Annotated in this window: 25 protein-coding genes; 10 read left to right on the top strand and 15 right to left on the bottom strand. The window is 61.6% G+C overall.

What is annotated here, in order from left to right; translation table 11 throughout:
- Window positions 1-220 precede the first annotated feature (220 nt).
- From thrC to xerD, 4 genes are all read right to left on the bottom strand, one after another.
- Window positions 221-1,630: a threonine synthase gene (thrC, locus tag RHM69_RS14825; protein WP_014719782.1), complete on the bottom strand. Its 1,410-nt coding sequence runs from the start codon at window positions 1,628-1,630 to the stop codon at window positions 221-223.
- Between the two features lie 66 nt (window positions 1,631-1,696).
- Window positions 1,697-3,001 carry a homoserine dehydrogenase gene (locus tag RHM69_RS14830; RefSeq protein ID WP_005791086.1) on the bottom strand — a complete coding sequence of 435 codons (1,305 nt, stop codon included), beginning with the start codon at window positions 2,999-3,001 and terminating at the stop codon, window positions 1,697-1,699.
- A gap of 128 nt (window positions 3,002-3,129) precedes the next feature.
- Entirely contained in the window at window positions 3,130-3,861 is a 732-nt protein-coding gene (locus tag RHM69_RS14835) for a thioredoxin fold domain-containing protein (RefSeq protein ID WP_005791088.1), read from the bottom strand.
- A gap of 148 nt (window positions 3,862-4,009) precedes the next feature.
- The gene (gene xerD / locus RHM69_RS14840) at window positions 4,010-4,906 is read right to left on the bottom strand and encodes a site-specific tyrosine recombinase XerD (protein WP_014719783.1); all 897 of its coding nucleotides are present in this window, start codon (window positions 4,904-4,906) and stop codon (window positions 4,010-4,012) included.
- Between the two features lie 107 nt (window positions 4,907-5,013).
- Here xerD and RHM69_RS14845 point away from each other — a divergent pair, with 107 nt between their 5' ends.
- Window positions 5,014-6,822 carry a cation:proton antiporter gene (locus tag RHM69_RS14845; protein WP_014719784.1) on the top strand — a complete coding sequence of 603 codons (1,809 nt, stop codon included), beginning with the start codon at window positions 5,014-5,016 and terminating at the stop codon, window positions 6,820-6,822.
- Here RHM69_RS14845 and RHM69_RS14850 read toward each other — a convergent pair whose 3' ends face one another.
- The 6 genes from RHM69_RS14850 to ffh all read right to left on the bottom strand — a co-directional run bounded on the left by RHM69_RS14850 (window position 6,823) and on the right by ffh (window position 10,891).
- Window positions 6,823-7,236: an acyl-CoA thioesterase gene (locus RHM69_RS14850; protein ID WP_003193963.1), complete on the bottom strand. Its 414-nt coding sequence runs from the start codon at window positions 7,234-7,236 to the stop codon at window positions 6,823-6,825.
- An 82-nt stretch (window positions 7,237-7,318) separates the two neighbouring features.
- A complete protein-coding gene (rplS, locus tag RHM69_RS14855; RefSeq protein ID WP_003175895.1) occupies window positions 7,319-7,669 on the bottom strand; it encodes a 50S ribosomal protein L19 in 351 nt (116 codons plus the stop codon).
- A 45-nt stretch (window positions 7,670-7,714) separates the two neighbouring features.
- Complete coding sequence (gene trmD / locus RHM69_RS14860) at window positions 7,715-8,488, bottom strand: tRNA (guanosine(37)-N1)-methyltransferase TrmD (RefSeq protein ID WP_153475158.1); 774 nt, start codon at window positions 8,486-8,488, stop codon at window positions 7,715-7,717.
- Window positions 8,470-9,006 carry a ribosome maturation factor RimM gene (gene rimM, locus RHM69_RS14865; RefSeq protein ID WP_003175898.1) on the bottom strand — a complete coding sequence of 179 codons (537 nt, stop codon included), beginning with the start codon at window positions 9,004-9,006 and terminating at the stop codon, window positions 8,470-8,472. The genes trmD and rimM overlap by 19 nt, the downstream gene beginning before the upstream one ends.
- A 5-nt stretch (window positions 9,007-9,011) precedes the next feature.
- Window positions 9,012-9,263: a 30S ribosomal protein S16 gene (rpsP, locus tag RHM69_RS14870; protein ID WP_003175899.1), complete on the bottom strand. Its 252-nt coding sequence runs from the start codon at window positions 9,261-9,263 to the stop codon at window positions 9,012-9,014.
- 251 nt (window positions 9,264-9,514) lie between these two features.
- Window positions 9,515-10,891: a signal recognition particle protein gene (ffh, locus tag RHM69_RS14875; protein WP_003193965.1), complete on the bottom strand. Its 1,377-nt coding sequence runs from the start codon at window positions 10,889-10,891 to the stop codon at window positions 9,515-9,517.
- A gap of 232 nt (window positions 10,892-11,123) precedes the next feature.
- Between ffh and RHM69_RS14880 the strand changes: the two genes are divergently transcribed.
- The 3 genes from RHM69_RS14880 (at window position 11,124) to RHM69_RS14890 (ending at window position 14,880) form a co-directional block, all read left to right on the top strand.
- The gene (locus tag RHM69_RS14880) at window positions 11,124-11,936 is read left to right on the top strand and encodes a cytochrome C assembly family protein (RefSeq protein ID WP_003193966.1); all 813 of its coding nucleotides are present in this window, start codon (window positions 11,124-11,126) and stop codon (window positions 11,934-11,936) included.
- 12 nt (window positions 11,937-11,948) lie between these two features.
- Window positions 11,949-13,187, top strand: coding sequence for a transporter associated domain-containing protein (locus RHM69_RS14885; RefSeq protein ID WP_003193967.1), 1,239 nt, complete (start codon window positions 11,949-11,951; stop codon window positions 13,185-13,187).
- 382 nt (window positions 13,188-13,569) lie between these two features.
- Window positions 13,570-14,880, top strand: a complete 1,311-nt coding sequence (locus RHM69_RS14890; protein ID WP_003193968.1) for an MFS transporter — start codon at window positions 13,570-13,572, stop codon at window positions 14,878-14,880.
- Window positions 14,881-15,001: 121 nt separating this feature from the next.
- Here RHM69_RS14890 and purT read toward each other — a convergent pair whose 3' ends face one another.
- From purT to RHM69_RS14915, 5 genes are all read right to left on the bottom strand, one after another.
- Window positions 15,002-16,183 (bottom strand): formate-dependent phosphoribosylglycinamide formyltransferase, encoded by a 1,182-nt coding sequence (gene purT, locus RHM69_RS14895; RefSeq protein WP_032902708.1) that lies wholly within the window; start codon window positions 16,181-16,183, stop codon window positions 15,002-15,004.
- A gap of 70 nt (window positions 16,184-16,253) precedes the next feature.
- A complete protein-coding gene (locus RHM69_RS14900) occupies window positions 16,254-16,721 on the bottom strand; it encodes a preQ0 transporter (protein WP_014719786.1) in 468 nt (155 codons plus the stop codon).
- 148 nt (window positions 16,722-16,869) lie between these two features.
- Window positions 16,870-17,085, bottom strand: coding sequence for a DUF1289 domain-containing protein (locus tag RHM69_RS14905; protein ID WP_014719787.1), 216 nt, complete (start codon window positions 17,083-17,085; stop codon window positions 16,870-16,872).
- Complete coding sequence (locus RHM69_RS14910) at window positions 17,082-17,603, bottom strand: gamma carbonic anhydrase family protein (RefSeq protein WP_014719788.1); 522 nt, start codon at window positions 17,601-17,603, stop codon at window positions 17,082-17,084. The genes RHM69_RS14905 and RHM69_RS14910 overlap by 4 nt, the downstream gene beginning before the upstream one ends.
- A 35-nt stretch (window positions 17,604-17,638) precedes the next feature.
- Window positions 17,639-18,241, bottom strand: coding sequence for a CoA pyrophosphatase (locus tag RHM69_RS14915; protein ID WP_014719789.1), 603 nt, complete (start codon window positions 18,239-18,241; stop codon window positions 17,639-17,641).
- Window positions 18,242-18,388: 147 nt separating this feature from the next.
- Here RHM69_RS14915 and RHM69_RS14920 point away from each other — a divergent pair, with 147 nt between their 5' ends.
- The 6 genes from RHM69_RS14920 (at window position 18,389) to ptsP (ending at window position 25,159) form a co-directional block, all read left to right on the top strand.
- Window positions 18,389-18,937, top strand: coding sequence for an NUDIX hydrolase (locus tag RHM69_RS14920; RefSeq protein WP_003193976.1), 549 nt, complete (start codon window positions 18,389-18,391; stop codon window positions 18,935-18,937).
- Window positions 18,938-18,973: 36 nt separating this feature from the next.
- Complete coding sequence (locus tag RHM69_RS14925) at window positions 18,974-19,477, top strand: L,D-transpeptidase family protein (protein WP_014719790.1); 504 nt, start codon at window positions 18,974-18,976, stop codon at window positions 19,475-19,477.
- A 262-nt stretch (window positions 19,478-19,739) separates the two neighbouring features.
- Entirely contained in the window at window positions 19,740-20,492 is a 753-nt protein-coding gene (locus tag RHM69_RS14930; RefSeq protein WP_200600580.1) for a GntR family transcriptional regulator, read from the top strand.
- A gap of 16 nt (window positions 20,493-20,508) precedes the next feature.
- Window positions 20,509-21,615, top strand: coding sequence for an N-acetylglucosamine-6-phosphate deacetylase (gene nagA / locus RHM69_RS14935; RefSeq protein ID WP_014719791.1), 1,107 nt, complete (start codon window positions 20,509-20,511; stop codon window positions 21,613-21,615).
- Window positions 21,596-22,618 (top strand): SIS domain-containing protein, encoded by a 1,023-nt coding sequence (locus RHM69_RS14940; protein ID WP_014719792.1) that lies wholly within the window; start codon window positions 21,596-21,598, stop codon window positions 22,616-22,618. The genes nagA and RHM69_RS14940 overlap by 20 nt, the downstream gene beginning before the upstream one ends.
- Before the next feature lie 30 nt (window positions 22,619-22,648).
- On the top strand, window positions 22,649-25,159 hold the full coding sequence (gene ptsP, locus RHM69_RS14945) for a phosphoenolpyruvate--protein phosphotransferase (protein ID WP_200600597.1): 2,511 nt from the start codon (window positions 22,649-22,651) through the stop codon (window positions 25,157-25,159).
- Window positions 25,160-25,166: the final 7 nt, after the last annotated feature.

The raw sequence follows: 25,166 nt of genomic DNA on the forward strand, positions 1-25,166 counted from the left end.
CAGAATGAAAAAGCCCGTCACGAGGACGGGCTTGGCCGACTGCAAAAAGCTGAATGCATACCTGTAGCAGCCTGATATCCGCCTCAGGGTCAGCGGGTGAGTTAGCTGAATGTGGGAGCCGGGCTTGCCCGCGATGCAGACGCCTGGGTATTCAGTCGTACCGAGGCGCCTGCATCGCAGGCAAGCCAGCTCCCACACAAACCCGCTACCCCATTCTTGATTAGAGCGGTTTGCCCCGATTGCCATGCTGGCTGACAAACGCCTGCACTGTCTTCAGGTCATTGGCCAATACGGTGCAGCGCTCTTCGCGCTCGAACAGGTCGGTCAAATGCTCCGGCAACTCCAGGGCCTTGCCAATGCCGGCTTTCTCGACCGCTTCCGGGAACTTGACCGGGTGCGCGGTACCGAGGATCACCATTGGAATATCCAGGCTGCGGCGGCATTCGCGGGCGGCTTTCACGCCGATAGCCGTGTGCGGGTCGAGCACTTCGCCGGTTTCGGCATAGACCTGCGCGATGGTTTCGCAGGTCTGCGCATCGTCCACGGCCAGGGAATCGAACAGCTTGCGGGTTTCGGTCCAGCGCTCTTGCTCGACGCTGAAACCGCCACCTTGCTTGAAGCTGTTCATCAACTCGGCCAGGGCTGCGCCGTTGCGACCGTGCATGTCGAACAGCAAGCGTTCGAAGTTCGACGAGACCATGATGTCCATGGACGGCGACAGCGTGGCGTGCAGGGTTTCCTTCACATACTGGTTGCCGCTCATGAAGCGATGCAGGATGTCGTTGCGGTTGGTGGCGACGATCAACTGGTTGATCGGCAGGCCCATGTTGCGTGCCAGGTAACCGGCGAAGATGTCGCCGAAGTTGCCGGTCGGCACCGAAAACGACACCGAACGCGCCGGGCCGCCCAACTGCAGCGATGCATGGAAGTAGTAGACGATCTGGGCCATGATCCGCGCCCAGTTGATCGAGTTCACCGCCACCAGACGCGTGCCCTTGAGGAAGCTCTGGTCAGCGAAGCTGTTCTTGACCATTTCCTGGCAGTCGTCGAAGTTGCCTTCGATGGCGATGTTGTGAATGTTCTCACCGAAGATGGTGGTCATCTGCCGACGTTGCACCTCCGACACGCGCTTGTGCGGGTGCAGGATGAAGATATCGACGTTTTCGCAGTGCTTGCACCCTTCGATGGCCGCCGAGCCGGTGTCGCCGGAGGTGGCGCCGATGATTACCACGCGCTCGCCGCGCTTTTCCAGCACGTAGTCGAGCAGGCGACCGAGCAGTTGCAGGGCAAAGTCCTTGAACGCCAGGGTCGGGCCGTGGAACAGCTCCAGTACCCACTCGTTGCCGTTCAACTGGCGCAGAGGTGCGATGGCGCTATGGGCAAACACGCCGTACGTCTCTTCCAGGATCTTTTTAAAATCCGCATCCGGAATGCTGCCGGTGACGAACGGGCGCATCACTCGGAAAGCCAGCTCGTGATACGGCAGGCCGGCCCAGGAGGCGATTTCTTCCTGGGTGAAGCGTGGCAGGTTTTCGGGCACATACAGGCCGCCGTCGGTGGCAAGGCCTGCCAGCAGAACGTCCTCGAAATTCAGGGCCGGTGCCTGGCCGCGGGTGCTGATGTAACGCATGACTGGCTCCTCTAAAACATTCTCGAACAGGGGCGCCGAATGGACGGGGCCCCTGGAACAAATCGGTTAGTTCAAGTGTTCGACGCGAATCCGCACCACCGGGCCGACCACGCCTTGTAAGGCTTCCAGGGCATGGATGGCATCGTTGATGTGCTGTTCGAGCACGCGGTGGGTCAGCAAGATCATCGGCACCTGGCCGTTTTGTTCCTCGACTTCCTTCTGCATGATCGACTCGATGTTGATACCGCGCTCCGACAGGATGCTGGCCACCTGGGCCAGCACGCCTGGATGGTCCTGGGCCTGGATGCGCAGGTAGTAGGCACTTTCGCAGGCTTCGATCGGCAGGATCGGGTGGGCCGACAGCGAGTCCGGCTGGAAGGCCAGGTGCGGCACACGGTTTTCCGGGTCGCTGGTCATGGCGCGAACCACGTCCACCAGGTCGGCGATCACTGACGAAGCGGTCGGCTCCATGCCGGCACCGGCGCCGTAGAACAGGGTGGAACCGGCGGCGTCACCGTTGACCATCACCGCGTTCATCACGCCATTGACGTTGGCGATCAGGCGGTCGGCCGGGATCAGCGTCGGGTGCACCCGCAATTCGATACCGGCCGGGGTGCTGCGCGCTACGCCCAGGTGCTTGATGCGGTAGCCCAGGGCTTCGGCGTAGTTCACGTCGGCGGTGGTCAGCTTGGTGATGCCTTCGGTGTAGGCCTTGTCGAATTGCAGCGGGATACCAAAAGCGATGGACGCCAGGATGGTCAGCTTGTGGGCCGCGTCGATGCCTTCCACGTCGAAGGTCGGGTCGGCTTCGGCGTAACCCAGGGCCTGGGCTTCGGCCAGCACGTCTTCGAAGGTACGGCCCTTCTCGCGCATTTCGGTGAGGATGAAGTTACCGGTGCCGTTGATGATGCCGGCCACCCAGTTGATGCGGTTGGCGGACAGGCCTTCGCGGATTGCCTTGATCACCGGGATACCACCGGCCACCGCAGCTTCGAACGCCACGATCACGCCTTTCTCGCGGGCCTTGGCGAAGATCTCGTTGCCGTGCACGGCGATCAGCGCCTTGTTGGCGGTGACCACGTGCTTGCCGTGCTCAATGGCCTTGAGCACCAACTCGCGGGCCACGGTGTAGCCGCCAACCAGTTCGATGACGATATCGATCTCAGGGTTGGTGGCCACGGCGAACACATCGTTGGTAATCGCAATACCGGTCGTTTCGAACTGAGGCTTTGGCGAACGCGTGGCAATCTGCGCCACTTCAATCCCGCGACCTGCGCGGCGGGAAATTTCTTCAGCGTTACGCTGAAGTACGTTGAAGGTACCGCCACCGACGGTCCCTAACCCACAGATGCCTACTTTGACCGGTTTCACTGAAGAACTCCCCATGAAACGGCCGACGCTAGGTCGGCCGTGAAAACAGCCGCACAACTGCGGCTCTCAATTAATGACTCGCCGACGGTTCGGCGGGCCATGATCGTCAAAGGCTCAACGATAAATGCTTACTTGGCACCCAGTGCCAGTTTGGCAACTTGCGGCGCCGGCTGGTAGCCCGGAATCACCTGGCCGTCGGCCAAAACGATGGCCGGTGTACCGTTCACACCAATGGACTGGCCCAGGGCGAACTGCTTGGAAACCGGGTTGGCGCATTTGGCCGATTTGATTTCCTTGCCGTCGACCATCTTGTCCATGGCCGCCTTTTTGTCGGCCGAACACCATACGGCTTGCAACTGCTCGTCACCCGGCGAACCCAGGCCCTGGCGCGGGAACGCGACGTAGCGCACTTCCACGCCCAGCTTGTTCAGTGCCGGGATTTCAGCGTGCAGCTTGTGGCAGTACGGGCAGGTGGTGTCGGTGAACACGGTGATGTGGGTCTTGGTTTCGCCAATGGCGGGGTAAACCACGGTTTCAGCCACCGGGATGCCGTTGATCAGCTTGGACACGCCCAGGCGCTCGGCCTTCTCGGTCAGGTTGACCGGCTTGCCGTCCTTGAGCTGGAACAGGTAGCCCTGGACGATGTACTGGCCATCGGCACTGGCGTACAGCACGCGGCTACCCTTGAGCTTGACTTCATACAGGCCGGCCATGGGGCTGGCGCTGATGCTTTCGATCGGGGTATCGAGCGCCAGGTTGGCCAGGCTCTTGCGAATGGTCTGCTCGGCCGCATCATCGGCGACCGCAAAGGTGGAAACCAACGCAATGGCTGCGGCGGCAATAATCTGGGTCAAGCGCATGGGAACTCCTGAAGGCAGAGGCAGGGACGGGAGCAGAATACTGATCTGGACCACAATGGATGCCGTCCCCTTTGCGAACCGGCAAAGCCTACCACAGTTGGGCGGGAGGGCAGACCGCGACAGGTAAAATGGGCCATTTCTGACGGTTTTATCCGCGCGGGTGATGCTTGGCGTGCATATCCTGCAAACGTGCGCGCGCCACATGGGTGTAGATCTGGGTTGTGGATAAGTCGCTGTGGCCGAGCAGCATCTGTACCACGCGCAAATCCGCGCCGTGGTTGAGCAAGTGGGTGGCGAAGGCATGGCGCAAGGTGTGGGGTGACAGCGCCTTGCCGATCCCGGCCACTTTGGCCTGGTGCTTGATGCGGTGCCAGAAGGTCTGGCGGGTCATCTGCTCGCCGCGCTGGCTGGGGAACAGCACGTCGCTGGGGCGCCCACCCAGCAGTTCGTGGCGCGCATCGCGCATGTAGCGCTCGACCCACACAATCGCCTCCTCGCCCATGGGCACCAGCCGCTCCTTGCTGCCCTTGCCCATCACGCGCAACACGCCCTGGCGCAGGTTGACCTGCTCCAGCGTCAGGCTGATCAGTTCGGTGACGCGCAGGCCGCAGGCATACAGCACCTCAAGCATCGCGCGGTCGCGCTGGCCGATGGCCTCGCTCAGGTCTGGGGCCGCGAGCAGGGCATCGACGTCGGCTTCCGACAAGGATTTTGGCAACGGCCTGCCGAGTTGCGGCATGTCGATTTGTAGGGTCGGGTCGACGGCAATGAGTTTTTCCCGCAGCAGGTAGCGATAAAAGCCACGCACGCCGGAGAGGAATCGCGCAGTGGAGCGCGGTTTGTAGTTCTGCTCCAGGCGCCAGGCCAGGTGATCGAGGATCAGCTCGCGCCCGGCATTTTTCAGCTCAAGTTTTTTCTCCTGCAGCCAGCCGTTAAACAGCGCCAGGTCACTGCGGTAGGCCTGGCGTGTGTTGTCCGACAGGCCTTTTTCCAACCAGAGGGCGTCGAGGAAGCGGTCGATCAGGGGATGGTCAATAGCAGGCATGGGCACTCAAGCAACGCAGCACAAGGCAATACGCGAATTATTTAGTGAACTGTGGCAAGAGCCATTAGTCTTTCATAGCCCGCTAATTCAAGGAACAGGAAGCTTTAATGAACGAACAACAGATTTTGTTGGCTTTTGGCGGTATTGGCGTGGCCGCACTCGGCTGCCAGTGGCTGGCCTGGCGCCTGAAACTGCCGGCGATTCTGTTTCTTCTGCTGAGCGGGATTCTGGCAGGGCCGATACTCGGATGGCTCGACCCGCAGGAAATGTTCGGCCCTCTGTTGATGCCATTGGTGTCGTTGGCAGTGGCGCTGATCCTGTTTGAGGGCAGCCTGACCCTGCACCTGTCGGAATGGAAGGAAATCGGCAGCGTCGTCCACCGGCTGGTCACCGTCGGCGCACTCTCGACCTGGGCGGTGATCACCCTGGCCACCCACTGGCTGCTGGGTTTCGACTGGATGCTGGCACTGCTGTTCGGCACCCTGACACTGGTCACCGGCCCAACCGTGATCGTGCCCATGTTGCGTGTGGTGCGCCCCAAAGCGTCCATCGCCAATATCCTGCGCTGGGAAGGCATCGTCATCGACCCGATTGGCGCACTGCTGGCGGTAGTGGTGTATAGCTTTATCATCGCCAGTGCGTCGGGCGATGGTTTGAGCCACAGCCTGCTGACCTTCGGCGGCGTCATCCTCTGCGGCAGCCTGTTCGGCATCGCCGGTGGCTGGGTACTGGGGCAGATCATGCGCCGCCAGTGGTTGCCGGAATACCTGCATAACCTGGCGACACTGGCGGGCGTGCTGGGTATCTTCATCGCTTCCAACCAGGTGATGCATGAGTCCGGCCTGCTGGCGGTCACGCTGATGGGCATGTGGATGGCGAACATGAAAGGCGTGGATGTACGGCACATCCTGCACTTCAAGGAAAACCTCAGCGTGTTGCTGATTTCCGGGCTGTTTATCCTGCTGGCGGCACGCCTGGACCTGAACGCCATGATCGCCCTGGGGCCGTTCGTGTTGATCCTGCTGTTGATCATCCAATTCATTGCACGCCCGTTGAACGTGGCGCTTTCGACCTTTGGCTCGGGGTTGAACTGGCGCGAGCGCGCACTGCTGGCCTGGATCGCCCCACGGGGCATTGTGGCGGCGGCGGTGTCAGCGATCTTTGCGATCCGCCTGGATGAGGCTGGCCACGAAGGCGCGTTGTTGCTGGTGCCGCTGACCTTCGCGGTGATCATCGGCACCGTGGTGCTGCAAAGCGCCACGGCACGCCCCTTGGCCCGCCTGCTCAAAGTCGCTGAGCCGGCGCCTAGCGGCTTTTTGATCGTGGGTGCGAACGGCCCGGCGCGAGCACTCGGCAAGGCGTTGCAGCAATTGGGCAGCCGCGTGTTGCTGACGGATTCCAGCTGGGAAAACATCCGCGCCAGTCGTATGGAAGGCTTGCCTACGTACTTCGGCAACCCGGCCTCCCAGCATGCCGAATCCCATCTGGACCTGGTCGGCCTGGGGCACCTGCTCGCCCTCTCGCCTTCTGGCGAACTGAATGCCTTGGCCACCATGCGTTTTCGCCATGACTTCGGCCATCGCCTGTTCGCCCTGGCCAGCAGCCAGGAAAACCGTCGCACCGACAAGCACAAGGCCAGTCATGAACACCGCGGACACTTGCTGGGCAGCCAACCCTTGAGCTACACCAAATTGGCCAGCCTGCTGGGCCAAGGCGCCGAGTTGTACAGCACCAGCCTCACCGACGGCTTTGGCTGGGAGCAGTACCAGGCGTTGCACGGCGAGCGCGCCACCTTGCTGTTTGCCAGGGACACCAGCGGCTGGGTGCACGTGGTCTCGCCCGAGAGCAATTTGAAGCCCGTAGCGGGCTGGACCTTGCTGGCGGTCATTCAACCGCAGGCCAGCACCGCCGAGTAATCAGTCAACAAAGCCAGGCAGTACTGGGACAGGGCGTTTATCTGCGTCAATCGCGACAAAGCTGAATACGCCCTGGATCGCCTTTTCACGGCCATCAGCGCTCATGCTCTCGACGAACACTTCAACCTCGACCTTGAGGCTGGTGTTGCCGACCTTGATCACCCGACCGATCAGCTCAACGATAGAGCCAGCCGGGATCGCATGGTTGAAGTCGATACGGTCGGTGGAGACCGTCACCAAAGGTAAGCGACAGAAACGCGTGGCGGTGATGAACGACACTTCGTCCATCCAGGCCAGGGCAGTGCCGCCGAACAGGGTGTTGTGATGGTTGGTGGTGGGCGGGAACACGGCCTTGGTCACGTGGGTGACGGACAGGTCGGTGCGGCGCTGGATTTCTTCGAGGCGGGTGGTCATGGGTCAATACCGGCAGATAGGCAAATTTCAGGCACAAAAAAGCAGCCCGTAGGCTGCTTTTTTCTGCATCGGGAAGCTGGACTTAAGCCAGTTTTTCCTTGATGCGAGCTGCTTTACCGGACAGGTCACGCAGGTAGTACAGCTTGGCTTTACGTACGTCACCGCGACGCTTGACGGCCATGCTGTCGATTTGCGGGCTGTAGGTCTGGAAAGTACGCTCTACGCCAACACCGTTGGAGATTTTACGAACAGTGAAAGCACTGTTCACACCACGGTTACGCTTGGCGATTACCACGCCTTCGAACGCTTGCAGACGCGAACGGTCGCCTTCCTTCACTTTCACCTGAACGACAATGGTGTCGCCCGGGGCAAAGGTAGGGATCTCTTTGGTCATCTGCTCTGCTTCGAGTGCAAGGATGATTTTGTTAGTCATGCTGTGCTCCTAAGGTAAGTCAATGGACCTACCATCGATACGTTGTTAACTATCGTCCCGCGCGAGGATGTATTCCTCGAGCAGCTTCTTCTCTTCTCCAGAAAGCGAGCGGCTTTCCAGAAGATCGGCGCGTCGTTCATAGGTCCGACCAAGGGACTGCTGTAAACGCCAACGCCGGATGTGTGCGTGATTGCCACTTAGCAATACGTCGGGAACACGCTGATCCACATACACCTCCGGACGGGTGTAGTGCGGGCAATCCAGCAAACCATCCGTGAAGGAATCTTCCTCCGCGGAGTCCGCATGCCCTAAAGCTCCGGGCAGCAGTCGTGTAACCGCATCTATCAGGACCATCGCCGGCAGCTCGCCGCCAGACAGGACATAGTCCCCAATCGACCACTCTTCATCGACATGAGCTTCAATAAAACGCTCGTCAATGCCTTCATAGCGACCGGCAATCAGGATCAAACTTTCCTCATTCGCCAGTTCGCGTACCGCCGCCTGTTTCAGCTGACGGCCTTGAGGGGACAGGTAAATTACCTTCGCCTTCTCCCCGGCGGCTGCCTTGGCCTGAACCAACGCATCTTCCAGGGGCTTGATCTTCATCACCATGCCCGGGCCACCGCCAAATGGGCGATCGTCCACAGTGTGATGTCGATCCGTCGTGTAGTCTCGCGGGTTCCAACAGGTGAGCTGCAACAGCCCCTGTTTCACCGCCCGACTGGTGATGCCGTACTCGCTGATGGCGGAAAACATCTCGGGAAACAAACTGATCACTTCAATGCGCAAATTAGCCACGCTTAGAAGTCCGCGTCCCATTCCACCTTCATCTCGCCCGCTGCCAGGTCGACGGCCAACACGCATTGCTCGGTATAGGGCAACAGGCGTTCACGGTCATCCAGGCTGCCAGCGCAAGGCTTGACCACCATTACATCATTGGCGCCGGTTTCCAGAAGATGATCGATTTTCCCCAGCAATTGCCCGAGTTGATCAATAACCTTCAGACCTTCGAGCTGGTACCAGTAGTACTCGCCGTCGGTCAATTCAGGGAACAGGTTGCGCGGCACGCAGATCTCATAACCGGCCAGAAGACGAGCTTCTTCACGATCATCAAGACCCTTGAGCTTTGCGACCAGGAACTTGTCGCTCCCGCGTCCACTGACCAGCTCAACCTGCTTCACACTCCCTTCGCGCTTGAGCGTCCAGGTTTTGTACTGCAACAGGTTTTCAGTCGGATCAGTAAAGGAATACACCTTCACTTCGCCGCGAACGCCATGAACAGAGTAAATCTTGCCGATAACGATCAAATCATCAGCAACAGCTGGCGTCGCGTTCATATTGCTCAGGCTGCGGCCTTAGCCGAGTCCTTCAACAGTTTTGCAACGCGCTCGGATGGCTGTGCGCCAACGCTCAGCCAGTAGGCTACGCGCTCTTGGTTCACGGACAGACGAACTTCTTGACCACGAGCAACAGGGTTGAAGAAACCAACCTGTTCTTTGTGCGAACCGTCACGCGGGTTGCGGCTGTCGGTTACGGTCAAGTGGTAAAACGGGCGCTTTTTGGAGCCGCCAAGGGCAAGACGGATTGTTAGCATGTGAACATCGTTCCTGTAGTCGGTGCTGCAAATCTAAATGCACAGCGGGCATAGGTGCCCGAAAGGCCGCATATTCTAAGGAATATCCGGACTTTTGCAAATGTCTTTTTCTGGCGCCTATCAGCGTGCCATTCAGATCTGCTATAGAGCCGTCGGTTAAAACGGCGAGTCAGCGCCCGCCAACGGCGGGTTTGCTGGAGATCCCACATCCCTGTGGGGCGGAGCGCAAGCAAGGCTTGCGCTCGAATACTTTACATTTTAGGCATGCCGCCGCCGGGCAACATACCGCCCATGCCGCGCATCATCTTGGCCATACCGCCCTTGGCGGAGAATTTCTTCATCATCTTCTGCATCTGCTTGTGCTGCTTGATCAAGCGACCGATGTCCTGCACCTGGGTGCCGGAACCCATGGCGATCCGGCGCTTGCGCGAACCGCTGATCAGCTCAGGGTCGCGGCGTTCGGCCGGGGTCATGGAGTTGATGATGGCTTCCATCTGCTTGAACTGTTTCTCTGCCGCGCCCTGGGCGTTGCCCATTTGCGCCAGGTTCACACCGCCGATGTTGGGCAGCTTGTCCATCAGGCCGCCGAGGCCGCCCATGTTCTTCATCTGTTGCAGCTGGTCGCGGAAGTCTTCGAGATCGAAGCCCTTGCCCTTCTTCAGCTTCTTGGCCAGTTTGTCGGCCTTGTCCTTGTCGAGCGTGGCTTCGGCCTGCTCGATCAGGCTGAGCACATCACCCATGCCGAGGATGCGCGAGGCGATACGCTCAGGGTGGAACGGCTCGAGCGCTTCGCTCTTCTCGCCCATACCGATGAACTTGATCGGCTTGCCAGTAATGGCACGTACCGACAGCGCGGCACCGCCACGGGCGTCGCCGTCGACCTTGGTGAGGATCACGCCGGTCAGCGGGAGTGCGTCACCAAAGGCCTTGGCGGTATTGGCCGCATCCTGGCCGGTCATGGCGTCGACCACGAACAGGGTCTCGACCGGGTTGATCGCGGCATGCAGCGCCTTGATCTCGCCCATCATCTCTTCGTCGATGTGCAGGCGACCGGCGGTATCGACGATGACCACGTCGATGAACTTGAGCTTGGCTTCTTTAATAGCCGCGTTGGCGATGTCGACCGGCTTCTGGCTGAGGTCGGACGGGAAGAAGGTCACGCCCACTTCGCCCGCGAGCATTTCCAACTGCTTGATGGCCGCCGGACGGTACACGTCGGCCGACACCACCATCACGGATTTCTTCTTGCGCTCTTTAAGGAAGCGCGCCAGTTTGCCGGCGGTGGTGGTTTTACCCGCACCTTGCAGACCCGCCATCAGCACGACGGCTGGCGGCACGGCGCTGAGGTTCAGGTCTTCGTTGGCCGCGCCCATCAGGCTTTCGAGCTCGGCCTGGACGATCTTCACAAAGGCCTGGCCCGGGGTCAGGCTGCGGGACACTTCGGTGCCGACCGCACGCTCCTTGACCGAGTTGACGAAGTCCTTCACCACCGGCAAAGCCACGTCGGCTTCCAGCAACGCCATGCGCACTTCACGCAGGGTGTCTTTAATATTGTCCTCGGTCAGCTTGGCCTTGCCGGTAACGTGGCGCAGCGTCTGCGAGAGACGGTCAGTCAAGTTTTCAAACATGCGCGATCCTTTCAGGCCCTATTCATCGAAATGCAGGTAGACCGAGGTAATGGCGGCCCAGGCTGGGGGAAATCGCTATTAAAAACAGCGTTCGCCGAGCCTGCGGCGTGGGCAGGTCGCGGATTATAGCGAAGACTGCGCCCATGCACACCCGCTGTCTGGCCCGGGAGTCTTTCGTGCAACGCAGGTGTGTGCCAAACTCAACGCCTTTCGGGCTTGCCTACCAGGATTTATGCTCCCCTTGTCACCCAGTTTGCTACCCAGCCTCGCCGCCGCCATTTTGTATGCCGCTGCGACCCTCTATCAGGGCACTCGTCTGGCCCAAGGCGCCAAAGCGGACAAACGTCTGCTCGTCGGCCTTGGCGTGCTGGCCCTGCTAGCCCATGCCGCCAGCCTGTTCACCCACCTGATGACCCCGGTCGGCCTGGGCCTGGACTTTTTCAGCGCCGCCAGCCTGATCGCCGCGGCCGTCATCGCGCTGACGCTGCTGGCCTGCTACCGGATTCCGGTGGAGAACCTGCTGGTGCTGCTATTCCCCCTGGGAATGCTCACGGTGCTGCTGGCGCAATTCACCCCTACTGGCACCGTACAGGTGATCGACGAGGAGCCGGGCATCCTCGCCCACATCCTGCTGTCCATCCTCGCCTACGGCATGTTCACCATCGCGGTGTTCCAGGCCCTGCTCCTGCTGCTGCAGGATCACCAGCTCAAGCACAAGCACCCGTCGGGGCTGATCAAGAACTTCCCGCCCCTGCAAACCATGGAAAGCCTGCTGTTCGGGTTCCTGTGGGCCGGCTGGACCCTGCTGTCACTGTCGCTGATCTCCGGCTGGCTGTTCGTCGAGAACCTGTTTGCCCAGCACCTGGTCCATAAAACCTTGCTGGCGTGCCTGGCGTGGGTCGTGTTCAGCGTGCTGCTGTGGGGGCGCAACCGCCTCGGCTGGCGCGGGCACAAGGCCATCCGCTGGACCCTGGCCGGTTTCTGCCTGTTGATGCTGGCCTATTTCGGCAGCAAGCTGGTTCGCGAATACATCCTGCATATCTGACGGGCAGTGATCATGGACAACTTGCCCTTAGGGCCGATGCTCGCCGTAATTGCCCTGCTGATCTTGTGGGCGGCGCTGTTTACTGCCATAGAAGCTGCGCAACAACACCTGCTGGCCCTGCGCCCTGGCACCCGCCAGGGCGACAAGGCGGCCGCCCGCCTGAGCTTCCCGCGCCATAGCCTGATCCTGTGCAACAGCCTGTGTCGCGCCGCCGTGGTGATTCTTTGCACCCTGCTGGCAATCTATGCCTGGGCAGAAAACGGGCCCTGGCTAGGCTGGCTGATTTCCTGCGCAGCGCTGCTGGTGCTGGCCGACTACCTGCCCCGCGCCCTGGCCACCCGTCACCCTCAGGCAGTGCTGGGCTTTGGCAATACATTGCTGGGCGTGCCGCTGAAAATCCTCTACCCCCTGGCCTGGCTGCTCAATGGCATCAGCCTGCTGTTATTGCGCCCGTTTGCACGCAAATCCGGCGTGGCGAAAAACAGCGACGAGCCCCTGCCCGACCATGATGACAACCCAGAGCCCGATACCGACGCCGACCGCACTCCCGGCCTGCCCGGTATCCATGCCCTGGACAACATCACGGTCAACGACATCCTGGTGCCGCGCAGTGAAGTGGACGGCATCAACCTCGATGAGCCAATAGAAAACATCATCGAACAGTTGCGCACCTCGCCGCGCACACGCCTGCCGGTGTTCCACAGCGACATCAACCAGGTGCAGGCCGTGCTCAACACCCGGCAGGTCCAACACCTGCTGCCTGACGCCAGCCTGACCAAAGAGGCCCTGCTCGCTGCCTGCCACGAGCCTTACTTCGTGCCGGAAAGCACGCCGTTGCAGCTGCAACTGCTGAACTTCCACAAACAACAGCGGCGCCTGGGCATGGTAGTGGACGAGTACGGTGAAGTGCTGGGCATCGTCACCCTGGAAGATATTCTGGAAGAGATCGTCGGCGAATTCGAAAGCGATCAGGCGGTGGATAACCCGCATATCGAAGCCCAGCCCGATGGCCGCTACATCATCGACGGCGCCGCTTCGATCCGCGAACTGAACAAAAGCCTGGGCTGGCACCTGCCCAGCGACGGTCCCAAGACCCTCAACGGCCTGGTGACCGAAGCGCTGGAAACCATCCCCGATTGCGCGGTGTGCCTGAAAGTCGGCCGCTATCGCCTGGAAATCCTCGAGACCGAGGACAACCGGGTGAGCAAAGTATTGATCTGGCATACCAGCCACGTGCCAGTGGCCGCCTGACCTCAGCAGGCTCAACCCGGTCAATGTGGGAGCTGGCTTGTGTGGGAGCCGGGCTTGCCCGCGATGCAGGCACTTAGGTGTGTCAGTCACACCGCAGTGATGCTATCGCAGGCAAGCCAGCTCCCACATTGATCCAGTTCCAGGCCATAGATCCTCACCAGCCCCTTGTTGGATCCTTAGCCCCCTTCCTATAATCCCAGCGGCTTACCCAAGCCCCGCCCGACCGCGTGCTACCCGCACTCAGCGTGTCCTGGCACCGCCTTACCATGTCCGACCGGCGTTTGCTCCCATCCCGAGCCGCTCCGCGCATAGCCCTGATCCATGGGTGTTCGACCAATAATAATCCGCGTCCAAACGCGCAATAACCGTCAGGGATAACGTTATGAGCACCACCTACCAAGAGGCTGCGAGCGCCGCACCTGCCAACTCGACCGCCCGCGTCGCCACCGCGAGCATCGTCGGCACCGCCATTGAGTTCTACGATTTCTACATCTACGCCACGGCTGCCGCTCTGGTGATCGGCCCGGTGTTTTTCCCACAGACCTCTGGCACCGCACAGATGCTGGCGTCGTTTCTGACCTTCGGCATCGCCTTTATCGCCCGGCCACTGGGGTCGGCGTTATTCGGTCACTTCGGCGACCGCATCGGCCGTAAATCAACCCTTGTGGCTTCGCTGCTGCTGATGGGGGTGTGCACCACCTTGATCGGCTTGTTGCCGGGCTACGACAGCATCGGCGCCTGGGCCCCGATTCTCTTGTGTGTTTTGCGCTTCGGCCAAGGCCTCGGCCTGGGTGGAGAATGGGGCGGCGCGGCCTTGCTGGCGACCGAGAATGCCCCCAAGGGCAAGCGCGCCTGGTTCGGCATGTTTCCCCAACTGGGCCCGTCGATAGGCTTCCTGGCGGCCAACGGTTTGTTCCTGATTTTGGCCATGAGCCTGAATGACGAGCAATTTCGCAGCTGGGGCTGGCGCATTCCGTTCATCCTCAGCGCCGCGCTGGTGATGGTGGGCCTGTATGCGCGCCTCAAACTGCATGAGACGCCGGTATTCGCCAATGCAGTGGCCAAGGAAAAACCCGTGAAAGTGCCGCTGGTGGAACTGTTCAGCCAGCATTGGCTGCCGGTACTGCTGGGCGCCGCGTCGATGGTGGTGTGCTATGCGCTGTTCTACATCACCACGGCGTTTTCGTTGAGCTACGGCGTTTCCACCTTGGGCTACAGCCGTGAAACCTTCCTCGGCCTGCTGTGCTTTGCGGTGCTGTTCATGGGGCTGGCAACGCCATTGGCCGCCTTGGCCAGTGATCGCTACGGGCGCAAGCCGGTGCTGATTGTCGGCGCGGTCCTGGCAATTCTGTCGGGCTTTACCATGGAGCCGCTGCTGACCCATGGCTCGACCTGGGCCGTGGCGCTGTTTCTGGCGTTGGAGCTGTTTTTGATGGGCGTGACCTTCGCACCGATGGGCGCCCTGCTGCCGGAATTATTCCCGACCCGCGTGCGTTATACCGGTGCATCGGCAGCGTATAACCTGGGTGGGATCGTGGGGGCCTCGGCGGCGCCGTTCTTCGCGACCAAGCTGGTGGCGATGGGTGGTTTGAGTTATGTCGGGGGATATGTATCGGCAGCAGCGTTGCTGAGTTTGATTGCGGTGCTGTGCCTGAAAGAGACGCGGGATAACGACTTGAACAAGGTCGCCTGACCCCATGCTCGTTCCCACGCTCTGCGTGGGAATGCAGTTAGGGACGCTTTGCGTCCCCAAGCGCGACGCAGAGCGTCACAAGAGGCATTCCCACGCAAAGCGTGGGAACGAGCGTGGCGGCTTAGAGCTCTACAACAACAGCCTTGGAAGCACGGGTCGCCTTGGCACGAGCCGCTTCAATCGACTCGTCCCGCGCCAGTGCCACGCCCATACGGCGCTGACCATTCACTTCAGGTTTGCCAAACAGACGCAACGCTGTATCCGGCTCGCTCAGCGCGGCGCCGAGGTTGGCGAATGCGGTCTGGGTGGACTGCCCTTCCACCAGGATCACCGCAGACGCCGAAGGCCCGAACTGACGGATCAACGGGATCGGCAGGCCGAGGATGGCGCGCGCGTGCAAGGCAAACTGCGACAGGTCCTGGGAAATCAGGGTCACCAGGCCAGTGTCATGGGGGCGCGGCGACACTTCGCTGAACCACACCTGATCGCCTTTGATGAACAACTCCACACCAAACAGACCACGACCGCCCAAGGCTTCGGTCACGGCTTTGGCTACGCGCTCTGACTCTGCCAGGGCAATGGGGCTCATGGCCTGCGGCTGCCAGGACTCCTGATAGTCGCCCTTCTCCTGGCGATGCCCTACCGGCGCGCAGAAGGTGGTACCGCCGATGTGGCGCACGGTCAGCAGGGTGATTTCGTAGTCGAAGTCGATAAAACCTTCGATGATCACCCGGCCCTTGCCGGCACGCCCGCCCTCTTGGGCGTAGTCCCAGGCTTTCTGCACGTCATCAGTGCTGCGCAACAGGCTCTGGCCCTTGCCCGACGAACTCATCACCGGCTTGACCACGCACGGGAAGCCCAGGTCCTGGACAGCCTTACTGTAGGCTTCGAAGGTGTCGGCGAAGTGGTACGGCGAGGTCGGCAGGTCCAGTTCTTCGGCGGCCAGGCGACGGATGCCTTCACGGTTCATGGTCAACGACGTGGCGCGGGCGGTCGGAATGACGGTAAAGCCTTCGGCCTCCAGTTCCACCAGGGTCGCGGTGGCGATGGCTTCGATTTCCGGCACGATAAAGTGCGGTTTCTCCGCCTCGATCACCGCACGCAATGCGGCCCCGTCAAGCATGTTGATCACATGGCTACGGTGCGCCACCTGCATGGCCGGCGCGTTGGCGTAGCGATCCACGGCAATCACTTCAACGCCCAGGCGTTGCAGTTCGATTACCACTTCCTTGCCCAGCTCACCGCAGCCACACAGCAAAACGCGGGTCGCGGTTGGCGACAATGGAGTTCCGATTCGGGTCATCTCAGGTCCTCAGGGGAGCGGATCATGGGGGAGAAAGGCCGGCATTTTACATGAACTGTAAAAATTGGCCTCAGTTGGCGACAGCCCGCCGGCGGATGCGCCAGGCCATGATCAGCCAGACCACGGTGACACCGGCGAACTTGGACACCAACGCCGTGCCCGCCACCGCCGGCGTCAGTGCGCCGATCAGGCCGAAAAAGATAAAGGTATCGAGGGGAATGCTCAGCGCCGAACTTATCCACAGGCGGTCATGCAGCGGGCGCTTGGTGATGCTGAACACCAGCCAGTCGATGCATTCGGACACCGCAAACGCCGTGGCACTGGCCAGGGCGATGGACGGGTCGGAGGTGATATAGGACAGCACCAGTGCCGCCAGCATGGCGATGATTGCGCCATGGCCGAAGCGGGTTTGCACCATGTCGCGCAGGATAAATACCAGGCCGCCCCAGGCGGACCAGATGATGTCCAGGTGTGGGGCGGTGGAGAAGGCGAAGTTGATCAGCACGACGCTGCTGATGTAGGCGATCAGGAAAAACATGGAGGATGGACCTGTGGGCAATGCCGCACAGGGTACACAATTACAAGGATGTCGTCTGGCAGGGCCTCATCGCAGGCAAGCCAGCTCCCACATTTGAGGGTATTCACACATCAAGGGTGGGAGCTGGCTTGCCTGCGATGGCGGCCTGTCAGGCGCCAGATTTCCCAGGGGTCATCCACACCATCCCACTCGCCACCGCCCGCTCATGGCACAACCCCAGCACCACCCGGCGCTCGGCGTTGTCCATGCGGCTCCAGCGCGTGATTTCATCCACATTGCGCTGGCAGCCGGTGCAGATATCGTCATCATTCAGTGCGCAAATGCTGACGCAGGGCGAGGCGACCGGTCGTTCAATCGTGCTCATTCCTGCTCGACCAGGTCACGGGCATAACGCTGCGAGTTATGCACATAGTGCGCGGCGCTGGCTTCAAGCATGCGCTTTTGCGCCTCGGTCAGCTCACGCACCACTTTGCCCGGCGAGCCCATGACCAGCGAGCCGTCGGGGATTTCCTTGCCTTCACCGATCAGCGAGTTGGCGCCGATGATGCAGTGCTTGCCGATCTTGGCGCCGTTGAGGATCACTGCGTTGATACCGATCAGGCTGTAGTCGTCGACGGTGCAGCCGTGCAGCATGGCGTTATGGCCAATGGTCACGCCGGTGCCAAGGGTCAGCGGGTAGCCCATGTCGGTGTGCATCACGCTGCCGTCCTGCACGTTGCTGTTCTTGCCGATCAGGATCAGCTCGTTATCGCCACGCAACACCGCGTTGAACCAGACGTTGGCGCCCTCCTCCAGCTTGACCTTGCCCACCAGCGTGGCATTCGGTGCAACCCAACTGTTGGGATGGGTCTCGACGCGGGCGTCGCCCAGGCGGTATTTCATGGTTTTTCCTCACGGCATGCCATTTAAACGATGGCTTATAGATTGATGAAGCTCTTGGGAGGATGGTGCAGGCTGATCTTGGCATCGTCATAGAGCAGGTTGATCAGCTCGACAATCATGATTGCCGTCAGCCCCCAGATTTTGTATTCGCCGAACCGGTAGCTTGGCACGTACCAACTACGGCCCTGGTAATCAATGCGGTGAGTATGTTCGCGTGGGTCCTGTCGGAAAAAGTCCAAAGGCACGCTGAAAACGGCGGCAATCTCGGCGTCGTTGGCCAGGTATTCGACGTAATCGGGGACCACGCCCACATAGGGCGTTACGCGGATGCCGTGCAGGGAAATCAGCGGGCTCAACGGGCCGATGACTTCAACCAGCCCCGGCGGCAGGCCGATTTCTTCTTCGGCTTCGCGCAAGGCGGTAAAGATCAGGTCCGGGTCTTCGGGGTCGCGGCGCCCGCCGGGAAAGGCCACTTCGCCACCGTGGGTCGACAGGCCGCTGGCGCGCAGGGTCAGGATCAGCTCCGGTTCGTCACTGCGGGTAATCGGCACCAGCACCGCAGCCTCGGGGAAACGCCCGTCGGTTTCCAGAGTGTGGGGGGTGTGGTTGCTTACCCGGCGAAGTAGCTCGTCCAGCATGAGTCATCTCGGTCTGTTGGCTACCTTGCATCATGCACCAAAGCGTGCGAGCGCCCAACCCCAAAACCGCAGCGCTGTCGCGAAACGACAACTTGCAGGAACGCCCGGCACCGAGCCAAGATGTGCCCATTGTCCAGGAACCCCAGCATGAATTTCTGCAGCCAGTGCGGCAAACCGGTAACCCAACGCATTCCCGAAGGCGACGCACGCCTGCGCTATGTATGCGACCACTGCTCGACCATTCATTACCAGAACCCCAATATCGTCGCCGGTACCGTGCCGGTATGGGGCGACCAAGTGCTGCTATGCCGCCGCGCCATTGAGCCACGCCTGGGTTACTGGACCCTGCCCGCAGGCTTTATGGAAAATGGCGAGACCGTCGAACAGGCCGCCATGCGTGAAACCCTGGAAGAAGCCTGCGCCCGGGTGCGCAACCTGAGCATCTATACCCTGATCAACGTGCCGCACATCAGCCAGGTGCATATCTTCTACCGCGCCGAACTGATCGACCTGGACTTCGCCGCTGGCCAGGAGAGCCTGGAAGTGAGGCTGTTCGACGAAGCCGACATCCCTTGGTCCGAGCTGGCTTTCCGCACGGTCGGGCGTACCTTAGAATGCTTCTTCGCTGACCGTCGCCAACAGGCGTACCCGGTACGTAGCGAATCTGTGCCACCGCTGTCCAAGCCCGCCCAATAACAAGCCGGCCAATGTCGCCAAAGGGATACCGTTTCAATGCGTTGGTTGCTTGCTCTGATCTGCCTGTCGTTCGCCACGCTGTCCCCGGCCTCCACGGTGCAAACCCTTGGCGGTAAAACGGTCGAGAAAGTCCTGGTACTCAAGTCCGCCCACCAGCTGCAGCTGATCAACGACGGCAAGCCGTTCAAGACCTATCGCATTTCCCTGGGCAAGAACCCCAAGGGCCACAAGCTGATCGAAGGCGACCGCCGCACACCCGAAGGCCTCTACTGGATCGACTGGCGCAAGACCAGCGACCGCTTCAACCTGGCCATGCACATTTCCTACCCGAACATCAGCGACGCCGCCCGCGCCCGCCGCGAAGGCGTGAAGCCAGGCAGCATGATCATGATCCACGGCACCCCCGACACCGAAGACTACCCGGAACAGTGGTTCCACACCCTGGACTGGACCGACGGCTGCATCGGCATGCGCAATGTGGATATGCGCGAAGTGTGGAACCTGGTCAAAGACGGCACCCTCATCGAGATTCGGCCGTAATCGCGTGCCGTTCGTAAAATAATTCGAAAATAATTCCTGCCCCAGGCAGCGCCTGCCGGTGAATACCAGTTCACCGCGCGGGACCCTGCACTTGTGCGCGCCACAAAGACCTCTCTAATACCACTTGATACCAAGCCCCATTAAAGCGCCCTGAAACCGGGATTCGCACCGTTTTGGTAGCATTGACATGGTATTTAAGTGGTATTAGTTTTCGGCCATTACCGGGCGACAACACTCCAATAACGCATCGGAAACCTGACAGATGAACCCCATCCTGGCCCTGCGCCCCGACGATAAGCAATCCACGCCGCTGTACCTGCAACTGGCCCGCAGCCTTGAAGCAGCGATCCATGCCGGCCAGTGGAAATCCGAACAGGCCCTGCCTTCGGAACGCGCCCTCAGCGAGCAACTGAGCATCTCGCGGGTCACCGCCCGTAAAGCGCTGGAAGTGTTGCTGGCTCAAGGCCTGATCCGTCGCAGCCAAGGCTCCGGCACCTTCATCACGCCGCGCCTGGAACAACCCTTGTCACGCCTGTCGGGGTTCAGCGAAATGCTGCGGCTCAAGGGGTTTGTGCCCACGTCTCAGTGGTTGGAGCGCGACATCACCCCGCCGACCCATGAAGAACTGATCCGCCTGGGCCTGTCGCCCACCGACAAAGTGGCGCGCCTCAAGCGACTGCGCAAAGCCGATGACACGGTGATGGCGATTGAAATGACCGCCATGCCGGCCTCGGTGTTGCCCCATCCCCAGGCCATCGGCAATTCGTTGTACGAATACCTGGAAAGCATCGGCAAGCCCATCGTGCGCGCCTTGCAGCATATCCAGGCGATCAATGCCTCGGATCAGTTCGCCGCGCTGGTCGGCATCGCCCCCGGCACCGCCATGCTGCTGATGACCCGCGTGGGCTACACCGCCGATAACACGCCGATTGAAATCACCGACACCTACTGCCGCAACGATTACTACGACTTTGTCGCAGAACTGCGCCGCCATGATTATTCCGCCGAATTGTGAACTTAGAGAACTGCCCATGACTGAAGACAATATCCTCACGCCCAGCGGCTGGATGCGTGGTCGCCTGGTGCACGAGCACGGCAAGGTTGTCGCCATTGACGGCACGCCGTGCGACCCGGCCGACAACGACCTGCCCTACCTGCTGCCGGGCTTTATCGACCTGCATGTGCATGGCGGTGGCGGCGCGGACATCATGGAAGGTGCGGGCGCCTTCGAGACCATTACCCGTACCCACGTGCGTTTTGGCACCACCTCGCTGCTGGCCACCACCATGACGGCGCCGGTGGAAGAAATCTCCCGCGTGCTTGGTGAGCTCGGCACGTTCTGCGAACAGCGCCCAGCCGGCAGCGCCCGCGTACTCGGCGTGCACCTGGAAGGCCCCTACATCAATCCGGGCAAACTCGGCGCCCAACCCAACTTCGCCCACACCGCGTTGATGCAGGAAGTGGAAGCCTACCTGCGCCTGGCGCCGATCCGGGTGATCACCATCGCCCCGGAAATCGCCGGCCACGACGGCCTGATCCGCGCCCTCAGCGAACGCGGCGTGCGCATGCAGATCGGCCATACCCTGGGCAGCTATGAAGAAGGCGTTGCCGCCCTGGCCGCTGGCGCCACCAGTTTCACCCACTTGTACAACGCCATGAGCCCGCTGCATCACCGCGAACCCGGCATCGTCGGCGCCGCGCTGGCCCACGCCCAGTACGCCGAGCTGATCCCGGACTTGCTGCATGTGCACCCTGGCGCCATGCGCGTGGCGTTGCGCTCGATTCCCTGCCTGTATTGCGTCACCGACTCCACCGCCGCCGCCGGCATGCCCGACGGCGAGTACAAGCTGGGCAGCCACACCGTGACCAAATGCCTGGGCGGCGTGCGCCTGGCCGATGGCACCCTGGCCGGCAGCACCCTGACCATGGACCAGGCGCTGCGCAACCTGGTGAAAATCGGCCTGCCCATCAGTGAAGCCTCACAACGCCTGTCGCAATTTCCTGCGGACTACCTGGGCTTGCAAGAACGCGGCCGCCTGCAACCGGGCAGCTTTGCCGACTGCGTGCGCCTGGACCGCTCCCTGACACTCACCGACGTAATGGTCGAAGGAGACACCATTGACTTCAAAAATGCTTGAAGAGGCCCTGGCCTCCTGCGACGCCGTCGCGGCCCAACTGCAACGCCTGGACCCGATGCTGGAAGAAATCGCCGGCCGCCTGCGCCGCCAGCCACCACAGGTGGCGATGACCATCGCCCGCGGCAGCTCCGACCATGCCGCCAGCTACTTCGCCTACCTGGCCATGCAACACGTGGGCATTCCGGTGGCGTCGCTGCCAATGTCGGTGGTGACCCTGTTGCAGGCGCCGATGAAAGTCAGCGGCCAAGTGGCGTTTGGTTTCTCCCAATCTGGGCAGAGCCCGGACCTGGTCAACAGCCTGCGCCTGCTACGCAAGCGGGGTGCCTTGAGCATCTCGATGGTCAACGCCGAAGACTCACCGCTGGAAGCCGCGTGTGAATTTCATGTGCCGCTGTGCGCCGGGCCGGAACTCAGCGTGGCCGCCACCAAGAGCTTCATCGCCACCCTGAGCGCCAGTGCACAGTTGGTCGGCCACTGGAATCAAGAAGCCGACTTGCTGCAAGCCTGTCAGGCCTTGCCCGAGGGCCTGCGTGACGCCGCCAGACAGGATTGGCGCCTGGCCGTCGACGCCCTCAAAGGCAGCCAGCGCTTGATGGTGATCGGCCGTGGCGCCGGGTTTGCCATCGCCCAGGAAGCCGCGCTCAAGCTCAAGGAAACCTCGGCGATCCAGGCCGAAGCGTTCAGCAGCGCCGAAGTGCGCCACGGGCCGATGGCCTTGATCGACGAGAACTACCCTCTGCTGGTGTTCGCCCCACGCGGCGCCGAGCAGGCCGGCCTGCTGAGCCTGGCCGCCGACATGCGCCAACGCGGCGCCCGCGTGTTGCTGGCCGCGCCGGACGATATCGCCGAACGCGACCTGACGCTGAGCCGCGCCGAACACCCGAGCCTGGACCCGATCCTGGCGATCCAGAGCTTCTACGTGATGGCCGCCGGCCTGGCGCAGGCACGGGGCATGGACCCGGACCAGCCGCGCCACCTGAGCAAAGTCACCCGCACGCACTAAAGCGGCGTTTTCCTGATGAGTACCGTGCCCATGCCCAACAACAATAATCCATTGACCCTTAGCGCCCCCTTGAGTGGGCCGGTGCTGGCCCTGAACCGCGTCCCCGACGAAGTGTTCGCCAGCGGCGCCATGGGCGACGGTATCGCTATCGACCCGCTGAACGACTGCCTGCAGGCGCCCTGTGACGGCGTGATCATCCACGTCGCCCGCACCGGGCACGCCCTGACCATCCGCGCTGATAACGGTGCCGAAGTACTGATGCATGTGGGCATCGACACCGTGGAACTCAATGGCGAAGGCTTTGCCTTGCTGGTGAAGGAAGGCGCACGGGTGAGCGAGGGTCAGCCGTTGGTGCAGTTTGATCTGGACCGCATTGCGCGCCAGTGCAAGAGCCTGGTGAGCTTGATCATCCTGACCAACAGTGAGCGCTTTGAGCTGCAACCGATTGCAGGCAAGACGGTGAAGGTCGGTGACGCGCTGATGCGGATTGCCGTGCGCACATCCGCACCGGTTAACACCGCTGTGGATAACTCGGACGCGCAAGTGAGCGCTACAGTGCGCATCACACACCGTGGCGGATTGCATGCACGCCCTGCTGCACTGATCCGCAAGACTGCTCAGGGTTTCAGCAGCCAGTCACAGCTGCACTTCGGTGATAAGACGGCGGCTTGCGACAGCTTGATCGGCCTGATGGGGCTGGGCATTGGTGAAGGTGACGAGGTACGGGTGAGCTGTCGCGGCAAGGATGGCGAGGCGGCGTTACAGGCATTGGTCGCCGCGCTGTCCGTGGCGATCCACGAGGAACACCACACGCCGGTCGCCGCCACACCACGCCGGGCGAATACCGAAGCCAATGTGCTGCAAGGCGTCTGCGCCGCTCCGGGCTTGGTATGTGGGCCGCTGTTCCGCCTGGCGGGCATCGAGTTGCCGGAAGACACCGACACCCATAACGTCGACGAACAACTGCAACGACTGGATGTGGCTCTTGAGCAAGTGCGTGGCGAAATCCGCAACACTCTGGAACTGGCCCGCCAACGCAAGAACGTCGAAGAAGAGGAGATCTTCGCCGCGCACCTCGCTCTGCTGGAAGACCCGACGTTACTCGACGCCGCCAGCGCAACCATCGAACAGGGCAGCGCCGCCACCCACGCCTGGCGGGATGCGATCCAGGCCCAGTGCGCCGTGCTGCTGGCATTGGGCAAGCCACTGTTTGCCGAGCGCGCCAACGACCTGCGCGACCTGCAACAACGGGTGCTAAGGGCGTTGCTGGGTGAAGCCTGGCATTTCGAATTGCCGGCGGGGGCGATTGTCAGTGCCCATGAGCTGACACCTTCGGACCTCCTGCAATTGAGCGCGCAACAGGCTGCGGGCATCTGCATGGCCGAAGGCGGTGCGACCTCCCATGTGGCGATTCTGGCCCGGGGCAAAGGCCTGCCATGTCTCGTCGCCCTGGGCAATGAAGTGCTCGACGTACCCCAAGGCCAACGGGTGGTGCTCGATGCCGCCAACGGCCGCCTGGAACTGGCCCCCAGCGAAGCGCGCCACGCCGAAGTTCACCAGATTCGCGAAACACAGAAGTTGCGACGCCAGCAGCAACAGGCCCAAGCCCGGCAATCGGCGAACACCACCGACGGCGTGACGGTTGAAGTCGCGGCGAATGTCGCCTCCAGCGCCGAAGCCCAAGTGGCGTTTGACAACGGCGCAGACGGCGTCGGCCTGCTGCGCACCGAATTCCTCTTCGTCGACCGTCGCACCGCGCCGGATGAGCAAGAGCAGCGCCAGGCTTATCAGGCCGTGCTGGATGCCATGGGCGACAAGTCGGTGATCATTCGCACCATCGATGTGGGCGGCGACAAGCAGCTCGACTACCTGCCGCTGCCCGTCGAGGCCAACCCGGTACTGGGCCTGCGCGGTATTCGCATGGCTCAGGTACGCCCGGAACTGCTCGACCAGCAACTGCGCGCCCTGCTGCAAGTTACCCCGCTGGCGCGTTGCCGCATCCTGCTGCCGATGGTCAGCGAGGTGGATGAACTGCTGCAGATCCGCCAGCGCCTGGATGAACTGTGCGCGGAGTTGGAGCTGACGCAACGCCCCGAACTGGGCGTGATGATTGAAGTGCCCGCCGCCGCGCTGATGGCTGAACAGTTGGCTGAACACGCGGACTTTTTGTCCATCGGCACCAATGACCTGTCCCAGTACACCCTGGCCATGGACCGCGACCACGCAGGCTTGGCCGCCCGTGTTGACGCGCTGCACCCGGCGCTGCTGCGGCTGATCGCCCAGACCTGCGCCGGTGCGGCGAAACACGGCCGTTGGGTCGGCGTGTGCGGTGCCCTGGCGTCGGACCCGCTGGCCACGCCAGTACTGGTTGGCCTGGGAGTCACCGAGCTGTCGGTAAGCCCGCCGCAGATCGGCGAAATCAAGGACCGCGTCCGCCACCTGGACGCGGCGCAATGTCGGCAACGGAGCCTTGAGCTGCTCGACCTGAGCAGCGCCAAGGCCGTTCGCCAAGCCTGTCAACACCACTGGCCGCTGAGCTGAAAACAAC

The organism is Pseudomonas sp. CCI1.1 (assembly GCF_034348165.1).
GTDB lineage: Bacteria > Pseudomonadota > Gammaproteobacteria > Pseudomonadales > Pseudomonadaceae > Aquipseudomonas > Aquipseudomonas paracarnis.

What these genes read in the sequence shown, in the direction of transcription:
- ptsP (WP_200600597.1), top strand. Translation starts at nt 22,649, where the DNA reads ATGCCCAACAACAATAATCCATTGACCCTTAGCGCCCCCTTGAGTGGG.
- RHM69_RS14905 (WP_014719787.1), bottom strand. Translation starts at nt 17,085, where the DNA reads ATGAGCACGATTGAACGACCGGTCGCCTCGCCCTGCGTCAGCATTTGC.
- ffh (WP_003193965.1), bottom strand. Translation starts at nt 10,891, where the DNA reads ATGTTTGAAAACTTGACTGACCGTCTCTCGCAGACGCTGCGCCACGTT.
- RHM69_RS14920 (WP_003193976.1), top strand. Translation starts at nt 18,389, where the DNA reads ATGAATTTCTGCAGCCAGTGCGGCAAACCGGTAACCCAACGCATTCCC.
- RHM69_RS14910 (WP_014719788.1), bottom strand. Translation starts at nt 17,603, where the DNA reads ATGAAATACCGCCTGGGCGACGCCCGCGTCGAGACCCATCCCAACAGT.
- RHM69_RS14850 (WP_003193963.1), bottom strand. Translation starts at nt 7,236, where the DNA reads ATGACCACCCGCCTCGAAGAAATCCAGCGCCGCACCGACCTGTCCGTC.
- xerD (WP_014719783.1), bottom strand. Translation starts at nt 4,906, where the DNA reads ATGCCTGCTATTGACCATCCCCTGATCGACCGCTTCCTCGACGCCCTC.
- RHM69_RS14880 (WP_003193966.1), top strand. Translation starts at nt 11,124, where the DNA reads ATGCTCCCCTTGTCACCCAGTTTGCTACCCAGCCTCGCCGCCGCCATT.
- RHM69_RS14885 (WP_003193967.1), top strand. Translation starts at nt 11,949, where the DNA reads ATGGACAACTTGCCCTTAGGGCCGATGCTCGCCGTAATTGCCCTGCTG.
- thrC (WP_014719782.1), bottom strand. Translation starts at nt 1,630, where the DNA reads ATGCGTTACATCAGCACCCGCGGCCAGGCACCGGCCCTGAATTTCGAG.
- RHM69_RS14915 (WP_014719789.1), bottom strand. Translation starts at nt 18,241, where the DNA reads ATGCTGGACGAGCTACTTCGCCGGGTAAGCAACCACACCCCCCACACT.
- RHM69_RS14900 (WP_014719786.1), bottom strand. Translation starts at nt 16,721, where the DNA reads ATGTTTTTCCTGATCGCCTACATCAGCAGCGTCGTGCTGATCAACTTC.
- rpsP (WP_003175899.1), bottom strand. Translation starts at nt 9,263, where the DNA reads ATGCTAACAATCCGTCTTGCCCTTGGCGGCTCCAAAAAGCGCCCGTTT.
- rplS (WP_003175895.1), bottom strand. Translation starts at nt 7,669, where the DNA reads ATGACTAACAAAATCATCCTTGCACTCGAAGCAGAGCAGATGACCAAA.
- RHM69_RS14890 (WP_003193968.1), top strand. Translation starts at nt 13,570, where the DNA reads ATGAGCACCACCTACCAAGAGGCTGCGAGCGCCGCACCTGCCAACTCG.
- RHM69_RS14845 (WP_014719784.1), top strand. Translation starts at nt 5,014, where the DNA reads ATGAACGAACAACAGATTTTGTTGGCTTTTGGCGGTATTGGCGTGGCC.
- purT (WP_032902708.1), bottom strand. Translation starts at nt 16,183, where the DNA reads ATGACCCGAATCGGAACTCCATTGTCGCCAACCGCGACCCGCGTTTTG.
- RHM69_RS14925 (WP_014719790.1), top strand. Translation starts at nt 18,974, where the DNA reads ATGCGTTGGTTGCTTGCTCTGATCTGCCTGTCGTTCGCCACGCTGTCC.
- RHM69_RS14930 (WP_200600580.1), top strand. Translation starts at nt 19,740, where the DNA reads ATGAACCCCATCCTGGCCCTGCGCCCCGACGATAAGCAATCCACGCCG.
- trmD (WP_153475158.1), bottom strand. Translation starts at nt 8,488, where the DNA reads ATGGGACGCGGACTTCTAAGCGTGGCTAATTTGCGCATTGAAGTGATC.
- nagA (WP_014719791.1), top strand. Translation starts at nt 20,509, where the DNA reads ATGACTGAAGACAATATCCTCACGCCCAGCGGCTGGATGCGTGGTCGC.
- rimM (WP_003175898.1), bottom strand. Translation starts at nt 9,006, where the DNA reads ATGAACGCGACGCCAGCTGTTGCTGATGATTTGATCGTTATCGGCAAG.
- RHM69_RS14835 (WP_005791088.1), bottom strand. Translation starts at nt 3,861, where the DNA reads ATGCGCTTGACCCAGATTATTGCCGCCGCAGCCATTGCGTTGGTTTCC.